Origin of the sequence: Amycolatopsis sp. NPDC059021 (genome assembly GCF_042739895.1) — a bacterium.
GTDB lineage: Bacteria > Actinomycetota > Actinomycetes > Mycobacteriales > Pseudonocardiaceae > Amycolatopsis.
Map to the genome: position 1 here is coordinate 7,622 of NZ_JBHYIQ010000004.1, position 20,218 is coordinate 27,839.

Annotated in this window: 15 protein-coding genes; 3 read left to right on the plus strand and 12 right to left on the minus strand. The window is 70.6% G+C overall.

Annotated elements, in window-relative coordinates; translation table 11 throughout:
- The 9 genes from ACFWX1_RS02870 to ACFWX1_RS02910 form a co-directional block, all read right to left on the minus strand.
- On the minus strand, positions 1 to 938 hold a 938-nt coding region (locus ACFWX1_RS02870), incomplete at its 3' end, for an N-acetylmuramoyl-L-alanine amidase (RefSeq protein ID WP_378383168.1).
- A 277-nt stretch (positions 939 to 1,215) separates the two neighbouring features.
- Positions 1,216 to 1,554, minus strand: coding sequence for a thioredoxin (gene trxA, locus ACFWX1_RS02875; protein WP_345405599.1), 339 nt, complete (start codon positions 1,552 to 1,554; stop codon positions 1,216 to 1,218).
- Positions 1,555 to 1,598: 44 nt separating this feature from the next.
- Positions 1,599 to 2,594, minus strand: a complete 996-nt coding sequence (gene trxB / locus ACFWX1_RS02880; protein ID WP_378383170.1) for a thioredoxin-disulfide reductase — start codon at positions 2,592 to 2,594, stop codon at positions 1,599 to 1,601.
- A gap of 79 nt (positions 2,595 to 2,673) precedes the next feature.
- Positions 2,674 to 3,534: a hypothetical protein gene (locus ACFWX1_RS02885; protein WP_378383172.1), complete on the minus strand. Its 861-nt coding sequence runs from the start codon at positions 3,532 to 3,534 to the stop codon at positions 2,674 to 2,676.
- Positions 3,531 to 4,193, minus strand: a complete 663-nt coding sequence (gene sigM / locus ACFWX1_RS02890) for an RNA polymerase sigma factor SigM (protein WP_378383174.1) — start codon at positions 4,191 to 4,193, stop codon at positions 3,531 to 3,533. Before sigM ends, ACFWX1_RS02885 begins: the two co-directional genes overlap by 4 nt.
- A 31-nt stretch (positions 4,194 to 4,224) precedes the next feature.
- On the minus strand, positions 4,225 to 5,820 hold the full coding sequence (locus tag ACFWX1_RS02895; protein ID WP_378383176.1) for a protein kinase family protein: 1,596 nt from the start codon (positions 5,818 to 5,820) through the stop codon (positions 4,225 to 4,227).
- Between the two features lie 77 nt (positions 5,821 to 5,897).
- Positions 5,898 to 7,826, minus strand: coding sequence for a murein biosynthesis integral membrane protein MurJ (gene murJ, locus ACFWX1_RS02900; protein ID WP_378383471.1), 1,929 nt, complete (start codon positions 7,824 to 7,826; stop codon positions 5,898 to 5,900).
- A 535-nt stretch (positions 7,827 to 8,361) separates the two neighbouring features.
- Positions 8,362 to 10,548 carry a DUF6049 family protein gene (locus ACFWX1_RS02905; RefSeq protein WP_378383178.1) on the minus strand — a complete coding sequence of 729 codons (2,187 nt, stop codon included), beginning with the start codon at positions 10,546 to 10,548 and terminating at the stop codon, positions 8,362 to 8,364.
- Complete coding sequence (locus ACFWX1_RS02910; protein WP_378326536.1) at positions 10,545 to 11,069, minus strand: NUDIX hydrolase; 525 nt, start codon at positions 11,067 to 11,069, stop codon at positions 10,545 to 10,547. The genes ACFWX1_RS02905 and ACFWX1_RS02910 overlap by 4 nt, the downstream gene beginning before the upstream one ends.
- 161 nt (positions 11,070 to 11,230) lie before the next feature.
- On the opposite strand from ACFWX1_RS02910, the gene ACFWX1_RS02915 reads away from it, so the two are divergent.
- From ACFWX1_RS02915 to ACFWX1_RS02925, 3 genes are all read left to right on the plus strand, one after another.
- Complete coding sequence (locus ACFWX1_RS02915; protein WP_378383180.1) at positions 11,231 to 12,658, plus strand: CCA tRNA nucleotidyltransferase; 1,428 nt, start codon at positions 11,231 to 11,233, stop codon at positions 12,656 to 12,658.
- Between the two features lie 203 nt (positions 12,659 to 12,861).
- Positions 12,862 to 14,187, plus strand: coding sequence for a sensor histidine kinase (locus tag ACFWX1_RS02920; RefSeq protein ID WP_378383182.1), 1,326 nt, complete (start codon positions 12,862 to 12,864; stop codon positions 14,185 to 14,187).
- A gap of 25 nt (positions 14,188 to 14,212) precedes the next feature.
- Positions 14,213 to 15,076 (plus strand): class I SAM-dependent methyltransferase, encoded by an 864-nt coding sequence (locus tag ACFWX1_RS02925; protein ID WP_378383184.1) that lies wholly within the window; start codon positions 14,213 to 14,215, stop codon positions 15,074 to 15,076.
- Here ACFWX1_RS02925 and ACFWX1_RS02930 read toward each other — a convergent pair.
- Genes ACFWX1_RS02930 through ACFWX1_RS02940 form a run of 3 tightly spaced genes read right to left on the minus strand, consistent with a single transcriptional unit; the run spans position 15,060 to position 20,215 of the window.
- Complete coding sequence (locus ACFWX1_RS02930) at positions 15,060 to 16,967, minus strand: glycohydrolase toxin TNT-related protein (RefSeq protein ID WP_378383186.1); 1,908 nt, start codon at positions 16,965 to 16,967, stop codon at positions 15,060 to 15,062. The two genes, ACFWX1_RS02925 and ACFWX1_RS02930, sit on opposite strands and share 17 nt — an antisense overlap.
- Before the next feature lie 37 nt (positions 16,968 to 17,004).
- The gene (locus ACFWX1_RS02935; protein WP_378383188.1) at positions 17,005 to 18,117 is read right to left on the minus strand and encodes an ADP-ribosylglycohydrolase family protein; all 1,113 of its coding nucleotides are present in this window, start codon (positions 18,115 to 18,117) and stop codon (positions 17,005 to 17,007) included.
- Between the two features lie 55 nt (positions 18,118 to 18,172).
- Positions 18,173 to 20,215 carry a YrhB domain-containing protein gene (locus ACFWX1_RS02940; protein ID WP_378383190.1) on the minus strand — a complete coding sequence of 681 codons (2,043 nt, stop codon included), beginning with the start codon at positions 20,213 to 20,215 and terminating at the stop codon, positions 18,173 to 18,175.
- Between the last annotated feature and the right edge of the window lie 3 nt (positions 20,216 to 20,218).

Here is a 20,218-nt window from a genome sequence, read left to right on the forward strand (position 1 = left end):
TTGGTGAAGATCTCCCAGGTCTTGTAGTGCGTGCGGCAGTCCAGCAGACCGGTCCGCGCGGCCAGTTCGCGCTGGATGAAACCGGCCAGCAGCTCGCCCACCGTGGACGTGGTGCCGTTGCCGGTGCCGAAGTGGAAGCTCGCGACGCCCTCGGCCTTGGGCGAGCCGTTGGCATCGTTGTGCAGCGAAAGGAAAAGGTCCGCGCCGGCGTCGTTGGCGAATTTCGCCCGCTCGCTCTCGGTCGGGCTCTGGTTGGGGCCGCGGGAGATCAGCGCCTCCATGCCGGTGGCCTTCATCCGGCCCTCCAGGCGGCGCGCCAGATCCCACGCGATGTCGGCCTCGCGCAGGCCGCCCGCGATCACGCCGAGGTCGTCCCCGCCGTGGCCGGGGTCGATGACGATGCGCTTGCCGCGCAGCCGCGGCCCGGCCTGGCGTACCTGCTCCTGCTCACGCAGGAAAACCGGGCGGCCGCCGCGGGCGCGCGGCGAGGAAAGCCGGTGCAGCTCGCGGATGGTCGCCGGACCGCAGATGCCGTCCGAGGCGAGCCGCATGTCCCGCTGGAACGTCTTGAGCGCGCGCTCGGTCTGCGGGCCGAAGTAGCCGTCCGGGCGGCCCGCGTCGAAACCGAGTTCGGTGAGCCGCTCCTGCAGCGTGAACACGTCGTCGCCGTGCACCGGCGAGGACAGCATGTACTGCAGCGGGCGGCTCCCCAGATGGAAGCTGGCGCCCTTGAGTGCCTGGTATGTCGCCGGGCCCACCAGCCCGTCGATGATGAGCCCACGGCGCTGCTGGAAGGCCCGCACGGCGTGTTCCACGGCCGTGTCGAACACGCCGTATTCCCCGGAGTCGGTCACCGGCGGGAGCAGGTCCATCGCGGCAAGGATCGACCTGATCTCGGCGACATCCGGTCCGGCGTCGCCGCGGCGGAGTACCCGCATGCACTCCTCGCTCTTCCTCGGGCACCGACAAGAACTCGATGCGGGACAGAAAACCTCTGCTGGGCGGTGACCCAGAGACTCTAGCGACCCTATTGTGCCCTGTGGACTCTCGGTGAGCGCGCAGGCCCGGGTGGTACGTCAAGGCGTCGGAGACCGGGTGTGTGCGACACCACATCTTCACGCAATGATCAGCTACCCACGTCGCGAAGCCCCGAAACGGTGAAGAACCCGAACCGGCGGGATGATTCCCGCAGGCCCGGGTTCTTCGAGGACTCGGTCAGGCGTCGGCGGAGATGACGTCGGCCAGGTCCGAAAGCAGCGCGGCCTTCGGCTTCGCACCGACGATCTGCTTCACCGGCTTGCCGCCCTGGAAGAGGATCAGCGTCGGGATGGACATCACCTGGTAGTCACGCGCCGTGTTCGGGTTCGCGTCGATGTCGAGCTTGGCGATGGTGAGCTTCTCGCCGTGTTCGGCCGCGATCTCCTCGAGCACCGGGGCGACCATCTTGCACGGACCGCACCAGGTGGCCCAGAAGTCGACGAGAACGGGCTTCTCGCTGGTCAGCACGTCGTCGACGAAGGTCTTGTCGGTCACCTTCACGGTGTTTTCGGACATGGGTTCTCCTTATCGGGGTGAGCGGCTCAGGAAGATCCGGATGGTCAGTTCGCGGGTGTGCCGTAGCCGCCGCCGACCAGCTCGGGGGCCTCGTGCGCGGTCTCGGCCTCGCCGTGTTCCGCGAGCCATCGTTCCGCGTCGATCGCGGCCGCGCAGCCCGAACCGGCCGCGGTGATGGCCTGGCGGTAGGTGTGGTCCACCAGGTCGCCGGCGGCGAACACGCCGTCGAGGTTCGTGTAGGACGTACGGCCCTTGGTGAGCACGTAGCCGTTCTCGTCGACGTCGACCTGGCCGCGCACCATCTGGCTGCGCGGGTCGTGGCCGATCGCGACGAAGAACCCGGTGACGTCCAGCGTGGACTCCTCACCCGACTTCGTGTCGCGCAGCTTCAGGCCTTCGACCTTGCCGTCGCCGAGCACGCCGGTGATCTGCGAGTTCAGCCGCCACTTGATCTTCTCGTTCGCGCGGGCGCGCTCCAGCATGATCTTCGAGGCGCGGAACTCGTCGCGGCGGTGCACGATCGTCACGGACTTGGCGAACTTGGTGAGGAACGTGGCCTCCTCCATCGCGGAGTCCCCGCCGCCCGCCACCACGATGTCGTGGTCGCGGAAGAAGAAGCCGTCACAGGTCGCGCAGGCCGACACACCGCGCCCGAGCAGCTCCTGCTCGCCGGGCACGTTCAGGTACCGCGCCGCGGCCCCCATCGCGAGCACCACCGCGCGCGCCGCGTACCGCTTGCCGTTCGCGACGACGTACTTGACGTCCCCGGTCAGCTCCAGCGATTCGACGTCCTCCGAGCGCAGCTCCGCGCCGAACCGCTCGGCCTGCTTGCGCATCTCCTCCATGAGGTCCGGGCCCTGGATGCCGTCACGGAAGCCGGGGAAGTTCTCGACCTCGGTCGTCGTCATCAGCGCACCGCCGAACTGGGTTCCTTCGAACACCAGCGGTTCCAGCTGTGCCCGCGCCGCGTAGACGGCGGCGGTGTATCCGGCAGGACCCGATCCGACGATGATCAGGTTCCTGATGTCCTCGGCAGTCACCCGTGACCTCCGCTCGTAGTGCCCCGTGTACCGGGCTCAACACGATCGTAGGTTGCAGTGTTCCCGCTCGTGACGGCCGCTACTTCTCCCCAACCACCTTGTCGAACAACTTGGCAGGATTACCGGGGCCGCAGTCGGCGCCGAAGGCCACCATGCGGTACTGCGCCAGCTTGCCGGTGGTGTAGACGACCATCACCCCGGCCCTGCCCTCGACCGTCACCGGCTGCACGCCCACCGGCCGCACGGCCGGGTCGATCCCGTTGGCGGCCACGCACGCGTCGAGCCGCTCCTCGGTCTGCAACGGCCCGAAGTCCCGGACACCCAGCGACTTGCCCAGCAGCGACTGCGCGCCGCTGCCGTCGCCACCCAGCGTCGGCCCCGCCGGTCCGGCCGGACCCGAAGGCGCGGGCTGGGCGATACCGCCTGCCGGGCCCCCGCTCTGCTGCGTGGCGGGCACGATGATGGCGATCGCCGCGACGGCCGCCGCGGCGACGGTCACGATCCCGGCGCCCCAGCCGATCCGCTTGTTCCGCCGTTTCCGTGCCGCCGCCAGGTCGACCACCGGGGCGATCCCGGGGGCCGCCTGCTGCGGTGCCGGTCCGGGCGCGGGCTGTGCCGGTTCACGCTGTGCCTGTTCAGGAAATCGACGCGGCCCCTGCGCCGCCTGCCTGGCCGAGGACTCGGCGGCGAGCGCCGCGTCGATCCTGGCCGCGTACTCCGCGGGCATCGGCTCGACCGGGGCGGTGGCGAGTGCCGCCAGCTCGGACTGCGTCGATTCGAGCGCGTCGATGATCGCGCGGGCGTCCGCGTCGGCGTTCACCCGCGGCCACAGATCGGCCGAGGTCTGTTCGTCCAGCACCCCGGCATGGAGGTCGGCGAGCACATCGACAGACCAGGGCGGGCCGACGATCCCGCCGATCCCCCGTGTTTCGTCCGTCATCGTCCCTCCACCTCACCCGGCGTGCCCTGCGGCCGCCTGGTACCCCGTCGTTCGCCCGGGGTAGCACGATCTCGTTTGCTTTCGTTAGTTGGGACGTTCGCAATCGCATCGGGGTTCCGCAGATGGCCGAGAACCTTCGCGAGTTTCGCGCGGCCTCGCGCGCACCTGCTCTTGACCGTGCCCTCGGCGATACCGAGCATCTTGGCCGTCTCCGCGACGGAGTATCCCTCCACGTCGACCAACACGATCGGGCCACGCTGCTCTTCGGGCAGCTGGTCCAGCGCCGCCCTGACCAGCAGGCTCGTCTCGCGCTCGGCCATCGAGTCACGCGGGGACGCCGGTTCGTTGAACCCGGTCTCCGGCAGCGGGACGGTCGGCCGCGCCTGGCGGCGGCGGATCCGGTCGAGGCACGCGTTCACCACGATCCGGTGCAGCCAGGTCGTGACCTGGGACTCCGCCCGGAAGTTCCCGGCGGCGCGGAAGGCGGAGATGAACGCGTCCTGCAGTGCGTCGGCGGCTTCCTCCGGATCCCGCACGGTGCGCAGGGCGACCGCCCACATGCGGTCCCGATGCCGGCCGACCAGTTCGCTGAACGCGCGTGGGTCCCCCGCGGCGTGCGCCGCTATGAGGTCCGCGTCCGTAGGAGCTGCAGCAGTCACCCGGGGAAGCCTACTGACCTCCCCGGAACAGTCACCCCGCAGGCAGGAAGGTCAGCTCGCCGATCTCGGTGAGGAAGCCGTCGCCGTGGTCGTCACCCAGGTGGGTGATCCAGACGATGAAGTTCTGACCCTGCTGCGGCTGGGGCAGCGGGATCGTGGTCTCGCCACCGGTCAGGTCCGCGCTCGCCAGCACCTTCGTGTCGTCCAGCGCCGGGTTCTTGGTGTCGGCCGAACGGATCTCGACCTTCGTGCCAGGGCTGGTCGAGGTGATCTTCACCTGGGCCAGCTTGATCGCGTCCTTGAACGAGACCGCCAGGCCGACGCCCTTCTTCAGCACCGGCAGCTGCTGCTGGTACTGGTCGGTCTTCCAGGTCGTGGCCGGGTCGCCGTCGATCGCGTTCTTCGCCTTGCCCGGGTTGTCGCCCTTGCCCTGCGGGTTGTAGACCGACGCCGACTGCGGCGCCACCGGCGCGCCCACCGCGGGCGGTTGCGAGGCGGGCGGAGCCTGCGACTGCGGTGGCGGCCCGGCGGGCTGGCTCGACTGCGGCTGGGCGACGTTGATGTTCGGCCCGCTCGCCTTCGAATCGCCCTGGAACAGGTTGATCAGCATCAGCCCGACCCAGGCGAGGATCGCCACCGTCGCCACGACCAGCACGGTCACGCCGAGCGCGAGCTTGCGGCGGCGCGCCACGTCCTTGACCGGCTTCTTGGTGGTCCACACCGTGCCGTCGCCCTGTGCTTCGGGCTCGGTGCCGACCGCCTTGATCAGCTGAGTGCGTTCCTCTTCCTCGGCGACCTGGTCCAGTACCCGCAGGATCGCCGCGCTGGTCCGGATGCCGCCGTTGCCGCCGTCCTCGATGGTGCGGACGGCCAGCGAGGACAGATCCGCGGGCACGGCGGGGACGAGCGACCGCGGCGGGATGATCCGGCCATCGGGCGAATGCGGGGCCGCCGGGATGGCGGGTGGGCCGCCCGGCAGTGCCCAGCGCCCGGTGAGCAGCAGGTAGAGCACCGCGCCCAGCGCCTTGACGTCGTCGCGCAGCGTCGCTTCCGGCAGCGGGCCGGGGAAGGCGAGCTTCAGCGCGCCGTTCGGCGTGAGCCGCAGCCGCTGGGGGTGGTCGAGGCCGAGGACGAGGCCGTTCTGGTGGGCCTGCTCGACCGCCTCGGTCAGCGCCTGCACCATCCGCGCCGCGGCGGCCGGCGCCACCGGACGCTGCGCGACCAGGTCGACCAGGTCGCTGCCCTTGGTCCATTCCGCGACGACGACGCCGAGCAGTCCTTCGCCCGAGGTCACTCCGCTGCCGAGACTGAGCACGTCGAGCACGCGGGCGACACCGCCGTGGCCGAACTTCGACGCGTGGGCGGCGCGCTCCAGGGTGCGCCGGGCCTGCCGCGCGGACTCGGGGTCCGCGGGGTCACCGACCAGCAGCGTCAGCGCGACATCGCGCTTGAGCTGCCCGTCCCGCGCCCGCCACAGATGTGCCCCGGCCCGCTCGTCCACCCCGAATTGGGCGAGCAGACGATACCGGCCGTCACCGACGACCCGGCCGGGGGCAAGCGACCCTCCCTGGGCCCGGATGCCCACCTGGCTCGCACCCCCTGCCTGTTCGCTCCGTCTCGTGTCCACACTCTCTCCCGCGTAGCTCCCCGTACGAGGTTACCCAGAATACGACGCGTGAACGGTCGCCATCCGTGCGTAAATCGTTACCCGCGCTTGATCAACCGGGTGATTCTCCGTGTCACCGGGTCGAGCTCGGGGATCTTGAGCGCCATCAACACCCCGAACGAGACCCCGAGACCGACGACGCCCTGCAAGATCAACTTCGCCCAGGCCTGCACCGTCGGGCCGAACGCGGACGGGACGAGCATGCCGGCGACCCAGGCCGCCGCCACGCCGAGTGCGCTCGCGAACACGGTGAAGAGAATCACCCCGATGACTCGCCTGCTGCGCAGGTTGCCCAGCTGGACCCAGAGCCAAACCTGGCCCATCACCGCGGCCACCATGTAGCCGAGCGAGTTGACCATCATCACGCCGATGACGACGTTCTCCGGCGAGAGGATGTCGCCGGCGAGGAACAGCAGCGGGATCCGCACCACGGTCATCACGACCATGATCACGGTCGGGGTGCGGGAGTCCTTCATCGCGTAGAACACCCGCATCTGCAGCAGCATCAGCGCGTAGGGCAGCAGGCCGAACGCCGAGACCGCCAGCGCCTCCCCGAGGCGTTCGGCGGAGTCGAGCGAGCCCTTGCCGACGGTGAACAGGGCCACGCCGATCGAGCTGCCCGCGATCACCATCACCGCGGAGATCGGGAGCATGGTCAGCGTCGACAGCCGGGAGGCGTAGGACAGGTCGGCGACCAGCTTCTTGTTGTCCCCGTCGGCCGCGGACCGGCTCATCCTCGGCATGATCGCGGTCAGCAGCGACACGCCGATGACGCCGTAGGGCAGCTGGAACAGCAGCCAGGCGTTCGAGAAGATCGTCACGCCGCCGGGGGCGCCCTGGGTCAGCACCCGGGTGTTCACGATGTTGCCGATCTGGCTGACCGCGACGTAGGCCAGGATCCACAGCGCCAGGCTGCCGAACTCCTTCAGCCGGTCGTCGATGCCCCAGCGCCATTTGAACCGGAATCCGGACTTGCGCAGCGCCGGGACCAGGTAGAGCGCCTGGACGACCATCGCGGCCAGGGTGCCCCCGCCGAGGACCAGCAGCTTGGGGTCGCTCATCTTGAGCGGGTCGATCGTCGGGTCGCCGGGCACCACGACGTACAGCCCGATGGTCACGATGATGACCAGGTTGTTGACCACCGGGGCCCACTGCCCCGGGCCGAAGATCTGTTTCGCGTTCAGGATGCCGGACAGCACCGCGAACAGGCCGTAGAACAACAGGCCGGGGAGGATCAGGTAGGCGAACGCGGTGGCCAGCCCGAGGTTCGCGTGGCCCTTGTCGTCCATCAGGACCTTGGTGATCCACGGTGCCCCGATCGTGGAGAGCACGGTGCCGACGCCGAGCACGGTGATCGCCATGGTGATCAGGCGCTGCGTGTAGGCCTCGCCGCCGTCCGGATCGTCCTGCGAGCGCACGAGGAGCGGGACCACGATGCTGGTCAGCACGCCGCCCAGCAGCAGCTCGTTGACGATCAGCGGCAGGCTGTTGGCCACGGTGTACGAGTCGTTCACCACGCCGAGCCCGGCGGCGGCGGCCAGCATGATCTTCCAGGCGAACCCGGTGATCCGGCTGGTCAGCGTCGCGATCGCCATCCGGCCGCTCGCCTTGGCGATCGAGGGGCCCTGCTCCTTGATCGCTTCCTGTTCGGCGGTCGAGCCGGGTTTCGCCGGACGCACCAGCGGCGCGTCGGTGATCCGTGGCATGACCTGCGTTGCCAGCGCGTCGTACGGGCGCAGGACGTCGGGATCGGCGACCGGCCAGCGCGAGCCCATCGGGACGCCGGGGGTGCGCGGGATGAACCGGGTCGCCTCCGCGTCGCGGCGCGCACCCTCCTCCCACGGCCGGACCGGCGCCGGACGACGGGTGCCGCGGCCCCGCACGGGCGGCTGCGACGGCGGGGCCGGCGGCGGTGGGGGTGTCTGGGACACCGGAGGCTGCCCCGGTGGGGGCGCCGAGGGCGGGATCCGCTGGGGACCGGACGGCTGGGGCAGCCGGACCTGCTGGGTCGGCGGCGGTGTCTGGTGCTGTGGTGGCGGCTGCCGTCGAACGGGCGGCAGGCCCTGCTGCGGTGCCGCGCCGGGCGGCGGCGGTGTCTGGCCGGGACGCTCCACCGGCTGCATCCGGCGGGTCCGGTTGTCGGGCGGCGGCAACGGCCTGCCCCTGCCGTTCACCGGTGGCTGCTGTCGCTCCCGTCGTTCCGGGGGCGGTGTCTGGTGCGGTGGTGGCGGGCGGCGCTCGTCGGGGGCCTGCCGGTCGGTGCGGATCGGACGGGGCGGAGGCTCCCCCCGGTCACTCCGCTCGCGACGCTGTCGCGGCGAGTGGCCTTCGCGCCGAGGACGACTCGCACGCTCGGGTGGTGTACCCGGCTCATTGTCCACGCGTGCCCAATCCTCGGTCCTCGTTCTGGCGTGCCTCAGCGGGGCAGCCGCCGCGACACCGGTCGAACCAGGGTAATCGGCGACCCCCCGGAACACTCAAACGACGAACGCTCCGAGGGTGTCAGGTGGTTCCGCCACGGCCGGACTTCGCCTCTTTGACGCGCCGGTAGATCCGCCGCGAAGCGAGCAGGAGAAGCGCTCCACCTGCGGTGATGGTCACGATGATGGTGATCGCGCCGTACTCGGTGGACGTCAGTTCGAACCGAGCGGGTGAACCGAGCGGAGTACCGGTGGGGGTGCTCAACGACACATCGACACTGAGCCGCCCCGCGCGCAGCGCCTCGACCGGGATGTACTCGTTCTTGCCGCCGCCCGCCGGGTAGAACAGGTTCCGTTTTTCGTCGAGGCGCAGGCCGGAGTTGTTGTTGAACGCGATCCGGGTCCAGATCCCCACCGGCAGCTCGTTGCTGACGAACACCGGGAGCGGCGAGGCGCCGGAGGCGAGCGCGATCGTCTGCTTCGGCCGTTCGACGGTGATCCGGTCGCTGATCGCGTCGAGGTCGCCCTTCGCGTTCGCCGTCACGATGGCGGTCTCCGCGCCGCGCCAAGTGGTGGACGCCCCGCGCAGGAGCGCGGCACGCACCGGCTCGATCACGTCCTCCGGTCGCACCGGTTTGGGTTTGTTCGGATCGGCCACCATCGCCGACTGCAGGTTGGCGGCCTGGCCGTTGATGCGGGACAGCGCCGTGGTGACGTCACCGTCGGGGCCCGAGGAGAGGTCTCCCTTGGCGTTCATCGACGCGGTGTCCGAGGCTGAGCCGCTGAGCAGCTTCGGCAGGTCGGTGGCGGTGACGAGCCCCGAGCCGAGGTAGTCGCCGACCCGTTGCAGGAAGCCGGACACCTCCGACAGCGGAGCGTCCCAGTGCCGCGGCGGCGTGACCACCAGGTGCGCGCCCGGCTGCTGCTGGCTCTGCCCGAGGCCGGCGCGGAACGCGATCGCGGCCAGCCCGTTCTGCGCCGAGATCGCGGGCACCGAGCTGGACATCACCGTGTTGGCCATCGGCGGGTGCGGGTTCACGACCCCGTTCATCGCGTCGGAGATCAGCGAATCGACCGGCTGCGCCTTGATCCCGCTGCCGGTGAGCGTGACCGCGCTGGTCACCGGTTCGTCCGACTGGAGGTTCGCCGAGCTGGTGAGCACCGTGCGGATCCCGCCGCCCGCCATGGCGGTCAGCGTCTGGTCGTCCTGTGTCCCGTCGGGCCACAGCACGCCGTTCAGCGGCTGGACGTTCAGCAGCTGCGTGATCGTGGCCGCGCCGCCGATCGCCTTGGTCAGCAGCCCGGGGTCGGCGCTGCCGCTGCCGGACCGGATCCGGGTCAGCGCGCCGAGGTCGGCGTCGGCGAACGGGAGCGGCACCACACAGCGCCCGGCGACGAGCGCGCGCAGGCCGGCCAGCCAGTCCTGGGCGGCCTGGACGCCCCTGCCCTCGACCGTGCCTGCCCCGACCCGGACCTGGTAGCCGCGCGTCATCGCGTCCACGGTCTGGATCAGGTCGGGGTCGATCGCGAAACACAGCGACGAGGCGAGCCTGCTGTCGTCGGTCTCGGCCGTGCGCGCCGCCGTGACCAGCGCGTTCAGGCGTCCACCGGTGCCGAGCTCGTCGGCGAGCCTGTCATCGGTCAGGGTCAGCGGGCCGCCGAGCGCCGCCGAGTGGACGTGCGGGAGGTTGTCCGCGATCGGCCAGAGCGTGGTGACGCTCGCCGGTTTGGCGGGTTTCTCCGGCGCGGATTTGCCCGGCGCGCCGAGCACCGGCAGCAGCGTGCTGACCGCGGCGAGCCGGGCCTGGCCGCCGAACTCCGGGGTGCCGTTGACGTTGACCAGCAGTGGGTACACCCCGGGCCGGGCCAGCTGGTAGGCCGCGCGGCCGCCGGTGAGGTTGACGGTCAGGTTCACCGGGGCGGTCTGTCCCGGCTGCAGCTCCTGGGTCACCACCGCGAAGTCGGTCAGCGAGGGGTCGGTGCCGCCCGCGCCGGCCAGCCGGTCGGCGAACTGCTTGGCGCTGGTCAGCCGCTCGCCGACCTCGAGCCGCACCTTCGGTGTCGAGATCCGGCGGTCACCGATGTTGGTGATCGACCCGGAGATGGTCAGCGTCGTCGAGCTGGTGGTGATCACCCGCGGGTTCAGCTGGGTGATGTCCAGCCGCAGCCGCGGCGGCTCCTGCTCCACCTGCGCCTGCGCGGTGCCGCCGAACAGGGCGGACAAGGCGAGCAGCGGGACGACAAGGACGAACGCGGCGAACCGCTTCACTCGGGGGCTCCCTCGGGGGCGCGCTTTTCGTGCGCGAAGAGTTCTTTGGCCTTGCGCACGAGCTTGCGCTCGTCCGCGTAGGCGAGTCTGGATTCCAGCTCGGCGAGTGGCACCCAGGCGACCTCGGTGACTTCGACGTCTTCGTCGGAGAGTTCGCCGCCGTACGACTCGAGCAGGAAGTGGTGCACGGTCTTGTGGACCCGGCGTCGTTCGGCCACGAACCAGTAGTCGATGGTGCCCAGTGGCCGCCGGACGCGCGCGGAGATGCCGGTTTCCTCCTTCACCTCGCGCACCGCGGTCTGTTCCACCGTCTCACCGTCCTCGATGTGACCTTTCGGCAGGGACCAGAGCAGTTTGCCGTGCCGGTCGAGACGGCCGATCAGCACCGCGTGTTCGCGGGCCGGGTCGACGACCAGCCCACCGGCGGACGTCTCGTCGACCGTGGTCAGCCGCCTGCCGCGCTGACGCCTGCGTCGCCTTCGCGGCTTCGAGGCGCCGGTGCGACCGGCTGATCCAGACATGCTGCGATGCTAGAGCAAACGGGTGTCCGGGTACGCTGGCTCACCGTGTCCGTGTCCGGTGGTGGCGAAAGCAAGCACACACCTCGAGTAGTGGGATTCCCGTGAACAACGTGGTCGCCAACCAGGCCGCCCAGCACAGTACTGCCCAGCACACTTCGGCTATGCAGAACACGGTGGCGGAACTCATGCGCATCTCCCCGCTGGCGGATGAACTCGCGACGCGGTTCGCTCAGGCGGGTCACCGGCTATACCTCGTCGGTGGCAGCGTGCGCGACGCGATGCTGGGCAGGCTGTCCAGCGACCTCGACTTCACCACCGACGCCCGGCCCGACCAGGTGCTGGCGATCGTCAACGCGTGGGGCGACGCGGTCTGGGACGTCGGGATCGCGTTCGGCACGGTCGGCGTGACGAAGAAGGGCATGACGCTCGAGATCACGACGTTCCGGGCGGACGCGTACGACCGCGTCGGCCGCAATCCCGAGGTCACCTTCGGCGACAGTATCGAGGGCGATCTGCTGCGCCGCGACTTCACGGTCAACGCGATGGCGATCGACCTGACCACGAAGACGTTCATCGATCCGCACGACGGGCTGCAGGCGCTGCACGACAAGGTGCTGGACACCCCGGCCACGCCGCAGGAGTCGTTCGCCGACGACCCGCTGCGGATGCTGCGGGCCGCGCGGTTCGCCGCCCAGCTGGGTTTCACGGCCGCACCGCGCGTCGTCGACGCGATGACATCGATGGCGGCCGAGATCGACCGGATCACCGCCGAGCGCGTCCAGGCCGAGCTGTCGAAGCTGATCCTCGCGCCCGATCCGCGTCCCGGCCTGGAGCTGCTGGTCGACACCGGGCTGGCCGAGCGCGTCATTCCCGAGGTACCCGGGATGCGGCTGGCGATCGACGAACACCACCAGCACAAGGACGTCTACCAGCACTCGCTGACCGTGCTGGCCCAGGCGATCGATCTGGAGACGCAGCACGAGCCGGCGTCGGAACCGGATCTCGTGCTGCGGCTCGCGGCCCTGCTGCACGACATCGGGAAGCCGGCCACGCGGGAGTTCCAGCCCGGCGGCGGCGTGAGCTTCCACCACCACGAGGTGGTCGGCGCCCGGATGGCGCGCAAGCGTTTGCGCGCCCTGAAGTACTCGAAGGAGATCGTCGAGGACGTCTCCCAGCTCGTGTTCCTCCACCTGCGGTTCCACGGGTACGGAAAGGGCGAGTGGACGGATTCGGCGGTTCGCCGGTACGTGACCGACGCCGGGCATCTGCTGACCCGGCTGCACAAGCTGGTCCGCGCCGACTGCACGACTCGCAACCGGCGCAAGGCCGCCGCGCTGCAGGCGACCTACGACGACCTCGAGGCCAGGATCGCGCGGATCAAGGAGCAGGAGGACCTCGACCGCGTCCGGCCGGATCTCGACGGCAACGCGATCATGGAGCTGCTGGGCCTGAAGCCGGGGCCGGAGGTCGGGAAGGCGTGGAAGTTCCTCAAGGAGCTGCGACTGGACCGCGGGCCGCTGGAGCACGACGAGGCTGTCGCCGAGCTGAAGCGATGGGCGGCCGAGAACGGCATCGGCAACCCCTCCTGAGGAGCCCCTGACCTGCGCGGGGAGAGCAAGGGACCTTTGCTATCGCTCCCGGGTGGCGCTCGACCGCGGGAGAAACCCGAGAGAATTCCGTATTACGGATTCGCAGCCGTCCGTTCGGAGGCTGGACCGTTTCGCCTACGGTTGGAGATACTCCTGGCTCGGTGCGGGGACCGGGGGCCCGCGTGCCGGGGCAGGGAGGGTCGATGGCGAGCGAGGCGCCCCAGCCGGAGCGCGGCGCCAGTTTCCTGGTGACACTGTTGCGCCGCGGCGCACCCGCGCTGGCCACCGCGACGAGCGAGTTGTCCGACGAGGTCGGCGATCCGACGCCGGTACGCGCGTTGCGCCGGATCTCGAAGATCGCCGGGCCGGTCGATTCCACCCACCGCGACGGGTTGCTGTTGCGTGCGGCGCGGTACGTCGCCGTGGTTCCGCTGGTCTACCGGCTGTTCGCGATTCCGGGCGCGTTCGCCGTGTACGTCGCGACACGCGGGGGCACCGGGGCGGTCGTGGTCGGTGCGATCGCGCTGGTGTCGTTCGTGTTCAGCGCGTACGGCGTGTGGTGGTTGTTGCGGTCGGCGCCGTTCAAGCCGCGCGGCGCGGCCCGGCTGATCGCCGTCGACGTCGCGTTCACCCTGCTCTCGCCGGTGATCATCGCGCTGACCGTCCCGAACCACGTGTACGCCGACGCGCTGCTCGTGCCGGCCAAACAGCTCTTCGGCGAGGTCGCGCTGCTCACGCTCGCGCTCGGCATCCCGTCCGGGCTGGCGCTCGCCGCGGCCAGCTTCCCCACCCGGCTGCTGGCGACCTGGCTGAGCAGCGGCCATGTCGACGTCTCCGACGCGGTCGGCACCTACCCCGCGATGCTCGGCGTCCTGTTCACGGCGGGCGGGGCGCTGGTGATGATCGGGCTCGGCACCCGGCTCGCGCTCGCGTACGGCATCCGCAACGGACGGCTGGCCGAACGCGCCCAGCAGCACCGGCTGCTGCACGACACCGTGCTGCAGACGCTGGAGGCGATCGCGCTCGGCGGCACGGAGGATCCCGGCCGCAGGCTCACCGAGGTGCGACGGCTCGCGCGGGCGCAGGCGATGGAGGTCCGGCAGCTGATCGAGAACGCGAACGCCGACCGGGCCGAGGCGGGCTCGCGGCCGCTCGGCGAGAAGCTCGCGGCGCTCGCCGCGGAGATGGCACGCGACGGGCTCCGCGCCCAGCTCGTGGTCGCCGAACTCGACGAGGACACGCTGTCGGAGGTCCGGCAGATCGCCATCCGCGACGCCGTGCGCGAGGCGATGCGCAACACCATGAAGCACGCCGGGACCGACAAGGTCGTGGTGCGGGTGGAGGAACGCGACCGCGGCATCGCGGTGATCATCCGCGATCACGGCACCGGGTTCAGCCCCGACACCGCGCCCGCCGGGTTCGGGATCAGCGAGTCCATCACCGCGCGGCTGGGCGAGGTCGGCGGCACCGCGCGGGTCGAATCGAGTCCCGGCAGTGGCACGCGGGTGACTTTGTGGGTGCCTTGCTGAGGCCGGTCCTGCTAAACACGGAAGGGTGACGATCACCGACTCGCTCGCCGCCGCCCTCGCCGCGTATCGCGCCGCCGATCTGACCGCCGCGAGCACGCATGTCGAAGTTGCCGCCGAGGCGGGATCGCTGCTCGCCGCGGAACTCCGGACGTACCTCGCCGGCGAGGCGGGCGGACCGGTGTACGAGCAGCCGCGGGCATTCACCACGTTCATCCGCGGCGGCGGGAACGTCGAGCTGTACCGGCGGCTCAGCGCGGAACTCGCCGCGCGCTACGAGGCTCTGCGGCCGAAGGCACTGCTCGACCTCGGCTGCGGCGACGGGCTCGCGGTCGTGCCCGCGCTCGCCCAGGCGCGGCACTCCCCGATGCGGGTCGATCTGGTGGAGCCGTCCGGGGCGCTGCTCGACGCGGCGCGGAGGCGGCTGGTGCGCGAGGTCCACACGTGGGAGGCGACCGCGCAGAGCTTCCTCGAACACGAGAACCCCCGGTGGGATCTCACGCAGTCGACGTTTGCCTTGCAGTCGATCCCGCCCGCCGAACGTGCCGGCGTGCTGCGGGTGCTGAGGCCGCGCACGACCAAGCTGGTGATCGCCGAGTTCGACGTCCCCGAGTACGTCGAGGGTTCGCCGGAACACCTCCGCTCGCTGGTCACCCGCTACGAACGCGGGGTCGCGGAGTACGGCACCGACGCGTCGCTCGTTGCGCAGGGGTTCATGCTGCCGATCCTGCTCGGCGTCGTCGCCGCGAAGGAACGCACGAACTGGGAACACCCCGCGGCGACGTGGGTGGGGCACCTGACCGAAGCGGGCTACACCGACGTCGAGGTCGAGCCGCTCGCCGACTACTGGTGGGCCCCCGCCGTCCTCATCACCGCTACTGGACGCGGCTGAGCGCGCCCGCTTCCAGGTGCTGCGCGATCGGCCGGGGCAGGACGTAGGCGATCGCGCCGCCCGGCATCCCGTTCCACGGCGCGGTCACACCGGTGAGCACCCGCAGCGCGCGCTGGACCCGGTAGAGACGTCGCTCCCGCTCGCGGTCGAACGCCAGCGACGTCTCGGCGAACCGCGTGGTCTCGGCGTGCACGAGGTTGCCGGTTTCCGTGCCGAACCGCAGCACCGTCGTCCCCGCCGGGAGCACGATGATCCGCTTGCCGCGGAAGAAGTTCAGCGGCGGTTCGCCGCGCATCGGCAGGATCGGCCAGTCGGCGGGCTGATCGGACTCCTCCGCCGCGCGCAGCGGGAACAACTGCAGCGTGCCGAGCAGGAACCGGGCCGCGTCACCGAGGTGGGCGAACGCGACGGGCTGGTCGGCGGGCGGCCGCGAAACCTCCCAGCCGTTCTCGGCACGACGCAGCGTCCACACGCCCTCGGCGGGCATCTCGTTCGCGCCGATCCGGTACGCCGAGGACGGGATGCCGAGTTCGGTCAGCCGGTGGGTCAGCAGGTCGAGCGTCTCCGACGCGCTCAGCTTCCCGACCTCGCCGTCGCGCACGACGCGGGTCAGCAGGCTGTCGTCGGGCAGATCCGCCTCCGACTGCGCGGGTCGCGGGGTGCCGAGGATCTCCGCCTCCGCGGTCGCGCGGACCAGCTCGGGGACGTACGGCGGCCGGAAACCCGCGGCCCGGATGTAGTCGACGAACTCCGGCTCCGGCGGCACCCCGTACTTCCGCAGATAGTGCGGCACCGCGGCGGGCCAGATCCAGAACCCGTCGGTGTGGAAGGCGTCCGGCACGTCCGGCGGAGCGCCGGGCGGCGCGAAGATGTCCGGCAGCGGCGCGGGCCGGTGCACCGCGACGGGCGCGCGGAACAGGTAGTCGAGCACCCCGCGGACCTGATCCGGCGGCACCGGCGGCCGGTTCACCACCGGTCGTTCGCCCTCGTTGTGCGCGTCGACGACGAGGGCGTGCCGGAAGGTCACGTCCAGCGGGAGACCGGCCTTCACGGCCAGCCACCCGGGAATGTGCTTCGACGCGCGCGGGTACGACGCCAGCTCGACGCCGTAGGGCGCTGTCGACGGACGGCCTCCGTCGTTCGGCGGAACCCGCCAGTTCGGCTCGTGCTGTGCGTCGTAGTCGAAGTCGAACTGGCCGGCGGCGTCCAGGGTGAACGTGCCCTGGAACCAGGCGCCTTCCTCCGGCTTGCACATCGCCGAGCGCAACCGCGCGAAGTACGCGGACAGCCGGGGTGGTGCCGGAAGCGAGACCGACACGGGGCCGTTGTCGTCGCCGACGACGCGGATCTCGAGCTCGGCGTAGTTCCCGACCTGGCGGAACTGCGCGGCGATGCGCTGCCAGCCCGACGGCGCCGCGTCCCGCAGGGTGCGGCCGATCGCGCGCAGCAACGCGTTCTGGTCACCCGTGCCGGGCTCCGGGGCGTTCTCGACGCTCTCGACGAAGTCGTTCCGGACCTGCCAGAGCGCGGTCACCTGCCGCGGGTCGACGGTCACCGAGAAATCGACGAGCCCCAGCTGCGCGGCCCGTGCCGGATCGTCGCGGGTCCAGCGCAGGGTGAACCTGCCTTCGCCGGGCGCCACCTCGTACAGCTCGTCGTCGTACTCGCAGAAGGTCCGGAGGCTGAACGTCGCGGGTACCTCGTTCGCGAGCACGATCCTGGCCGGACGGCCCTCGTACTCGCGGTCGAAATCCGCCGGAGCTTCCTCGCCCGCGACCGCGGACAGCAGGATCGTGCCGTCCGTCGTGGATCGCTGAGCTGCGTACACGCCCTCACCCCAGGACGCGTATAGGCCATCCGGGCGATGTGCCGCTTCTACCCGGTAACGCACGTTCGTTCCTCCCCATCCCCAGTGCTGGGGGCTCAATCTAACCGGCTGGGTAACGCTCGTACCAACCGTCATCCCCTGGCGCGTCCGAAGAGGACGCCGCGAACTCCGCCAGCGCGTCGTCGGCGAGCTGCTCGATCACTTCGCGCAGCTCGAGCCGGTCGAGCCAGCTCGCGCGCAGCGCCTGCTCGCCGTACATCGCGCCGACGAGGTTGCCGCACACCGAGCCGGTCGAGTCGCTGTCGCCGCTGTGGTTGACCGACGCGAGCAGCGCGGAATCCGCGTCCGACGTGGTCAGCGCGACGTAGACGGACATCGACAGCGCGGTCTCACCGACGTTGCCCTGCCCGAGGCTCTCCAGCTTCTCCGGCGTCGGTGGCCCCTCCTTGGCCAGCGCCAGTGCCTGGTCCAGCGCGGTGGTCTGCTCTTCGTGGTGCTCGTGCCGTTCCAGTTCGAGCCGGGCGATCGCCACCGCGCTGGGCAGCGGTTCGCCACGCAGCAGCAGGTGCATGAGCACCGCGAAAGTGCCCGACGACAAATACCCACTCGGGTGACCGTGGGTCAGCGCGGCGCTCTCCGCGCCGAGGGTGAACAGCTCCGCGAGGTTCTCCGACCACAGCGCGATCGGCGCCGCGCGCATCACGCCACCGCAACCCTTCGAGTTGTTCACCGGCCGGTCCACACCGCCGCGTTTGCCGGTGCGTCCGTACGCCTCCAACTCGCCGAAGCAGGTCAGCCCCGGCGCGCGGCGGCTGAACAGCTCCTGATGTGTGATCAGCCAGCCGTCGGGTGCTTCGGAGTCCGACTCTGGGCCTCGTGCCCGGTCCCAGGCGACGCCCTGTGTGTGCAGCCACCGCTGATAGGCCATCTGCAGCGACTGGACGACGTCGGCGGAGCCTGTACGGCGTTGCTGCGCGTGGGCCCTGATCAGTGCTTCGAGGGTGAACAGCGTCATCTGCGTGTCGTCGGTGATCCGGCCGACGCCGCCGTACGCCGGGATGAAGTCGGTGATCCCGTCCGGTCCGGCGATCTCCCGGATCCGGTCGATCGCATCGAACTCGGTCTTCGCGCCGAGCGCGTCGCCGATCGCCCCGGCGAGGAGGCTGCCCCGCAACCGGGACCGTACTGCCGGGAAGTGAAGCCAGTCGTGCACTTAGTTCTCTCCATGGGGGCTGCGCCGGTAGATGCCAAACCGGCGAAAAGCGTGCCTATTTGGCATAGCGCCGCTGCCAGCGCTCACGTTCGGATGGCTCGCGGGCCACCCCGAAGCGGTTGAAATGCCGGAAGACGTCGCTCGCGACGTTGTCCAGCAGGCCGAGGTCGGTCAGCGACGCGGCCAGCGGCAGGCCGGGGACACCGACGCGGGCACCGGCCATCGCGCCCACGAGCGCGGCACAGACCGGCCCACCGCGGGCGGCGAGTTCCAGCGCGGCTTCCGGGTCGTGACCGCGCTTGGCGGCGGCGAACAACGCGCGGCCCAGCACGGAAAGCGGCGACCGGCCATCGCCGATGCCGTCGAACTGCGTGACGTCGTCGGCAGCGCGGTCCTCACGCAGGGCGAGGACGGATTTCGCGAGGTCGTTGCCCCCCTGCTGTTTGAGCAGGATGTGCACCGGCAGCGCGAATTCGTCCTTGGTGAGCAGCGCGCGGAACAATGTCACCAGCAGGTCGACACCCGCGGAGATCTCCGGCCCGGCCGCGGTGCCGATCAGCTCGCGCGCGACGGCCTTCGCGTAGAGCTCACCATCCACAGTGGACAGCTCGACGCCACCGGCGAGGGTCGCGGCCAGCGCCGTCGCGAACAGGCCCGAGAAGTCCGACGGCGGTGGGCCCGCGTGCGCGGTGGCCCGCGCGATCCAGCCGTCCGGACGTCCGCCCGCGGGGAGCGTCGCGGGTACTTCGCCGGTCTCGGTGATCGACGGCAGGCCGCGGATCACGGACTCGGTGTGGAACAGCAACTGCCGGGTCAGGCCACCCAGCGGCAGCGGTCCGGCGGGGTCGGCGCCCGAACCGAGCGCATCCCCGATCGCGAAACCGACATACGCGCCGAGGACGCGATGCCAGGCGTACGCGCTGCTAGGCGTGCCCTCGGCGAGGAACTTCCCGAACGTCCACGGCACCGGACGCGGCGAGCCGTCGTCGGCGAAGTGCGTGATCAGACCCTCGGCGGCCAGGTCGTCGGGCCAACTCTGTGGCTGTCCGTTCCGCAGGTTGGCCGCGTTGCGGTAACGCAGTGCGAAGGCGCGAAGGTACTTCAGGCACTCCGCGGCGCTCAGCTCGTAGCCGTTCTCGCGCGCGCCCTTCGCGACGTACTGGAGATGCCGCGAGAGCAGATCTGGCGGTGTGACGTCGAATTCGGCGGCCAGCGAGGGTAGCGCGTCGAGAACCTCGGGGCTCGCTTCGGGCGCGAACGCGGTCACCGGCTCGCGCTCGACAACGCCTGGAGGCAGCGGATCGCGGACGAGGTACAGCTCGCGCGAGGTCAGCGAGATCGGCGTCGGGCCGCCGGGGTCGAGGGTCATCGCGAAGGTGCGCCAGCGGTTCAGGATCTGCCGCGGCCGGCCGACGAGCCGCTCGGGATAGGCAGCCGGGACCTTCGCCGAGGAACTGAACGCGATCAGTTCCCGGGTGTCCCCCGGCGGCCCGTTCCGCAGCGGCCGGAAGATCGGTTCGCCGTTGTGCAGCGGCACGAAGACGTCGCGGTCGAGCAGCGCGGCGGTGAATTCGCCGCGGCTGAGCCAGCCGACGTTGAGGTAGCCGACGAGCTTTTCGACATCGGTGGCAGGTGCCGGGTAGCCCGTCCACAGTGGACCGGGCCGGTAGTCGCCGTTGACCTTGTACTCGCCGGTTTCCTGGTCGTACAGCGTGTACTGGGCCCAGCCACGTACCGCGCGCTTCGGGATCCCGAGTTCGGGGAACGCGTCGGCGTCGAATTCCGGGTCGATGTCGGGCCGCCACTCGGTGAAACCGGTCTCGGCGGTGTCCCCCGCGCCCTGGGCCATCATCGCCAGGTCGTAGGTGATTTCGCCGCCGTCGTCGGGCACGAACACCACCGGGCTGGGGAACAGGCCCTTACCGGGGTCGGTGCCGTCGAGGTAGCCGGCGGCGTTCAGCGTGAAGTTCCAGCCGCCGTTGCGATGCACGGTGTACTCCGGCCGGACGCGCAGCGCGGCCGGACCGGTCGTGCGGTCGCCGTCCGGTGTGTTCCGCAGCCAGTCCTCGAGGCGCGCGACGGCTTCCTCTGCGTTCATGCT

Coding starts and splice junctions, on each gene's coding strand:
- trxA (WP_345405599.1), bottom strand. CDS start 1,554: ATGTCCGAAAACACCGTGAAGGTGACCGACAAGACCTTCGTCGACGAC.
- ACFWX1_RS02885 (WP_378383172.1), bottom strand. CDS start 3,534: ATGACGGACGAAACACGGGGGATCGGCGGGATCGTCGGCCCGCCCTGG.
- ACFWX1_RS02910 (WP_378326536.1), bottom strand. CDS start 11,069: ATGTCTGGATCAGCCGGTCGCACCGGCGCCTCGAAGCCGCGAAGGCGA.
- ACFWX1_RS02915 (WP_378383180.1), top strand. CDS start 11,231: ATGCAGAACACGGTGGCGGAACTCATGCGCATCTCCCCGCTGGCGGAT.
- ACFWX1_RS02920 (WP_378383182.1), top strand. CDS start 12,862: ATGGCGAGCGAGGCGCCCCAGCCGGAGCGCGGCGCCAGTTTCCTGGTG.
- ACFWX1_RS02940 (WP_378383190.1), bottom strand. CDS start 20,215: ATGAACGCAGAGGAAGCCGTCGCGCGCCTCGAGGACTGGCTGCGGAAC.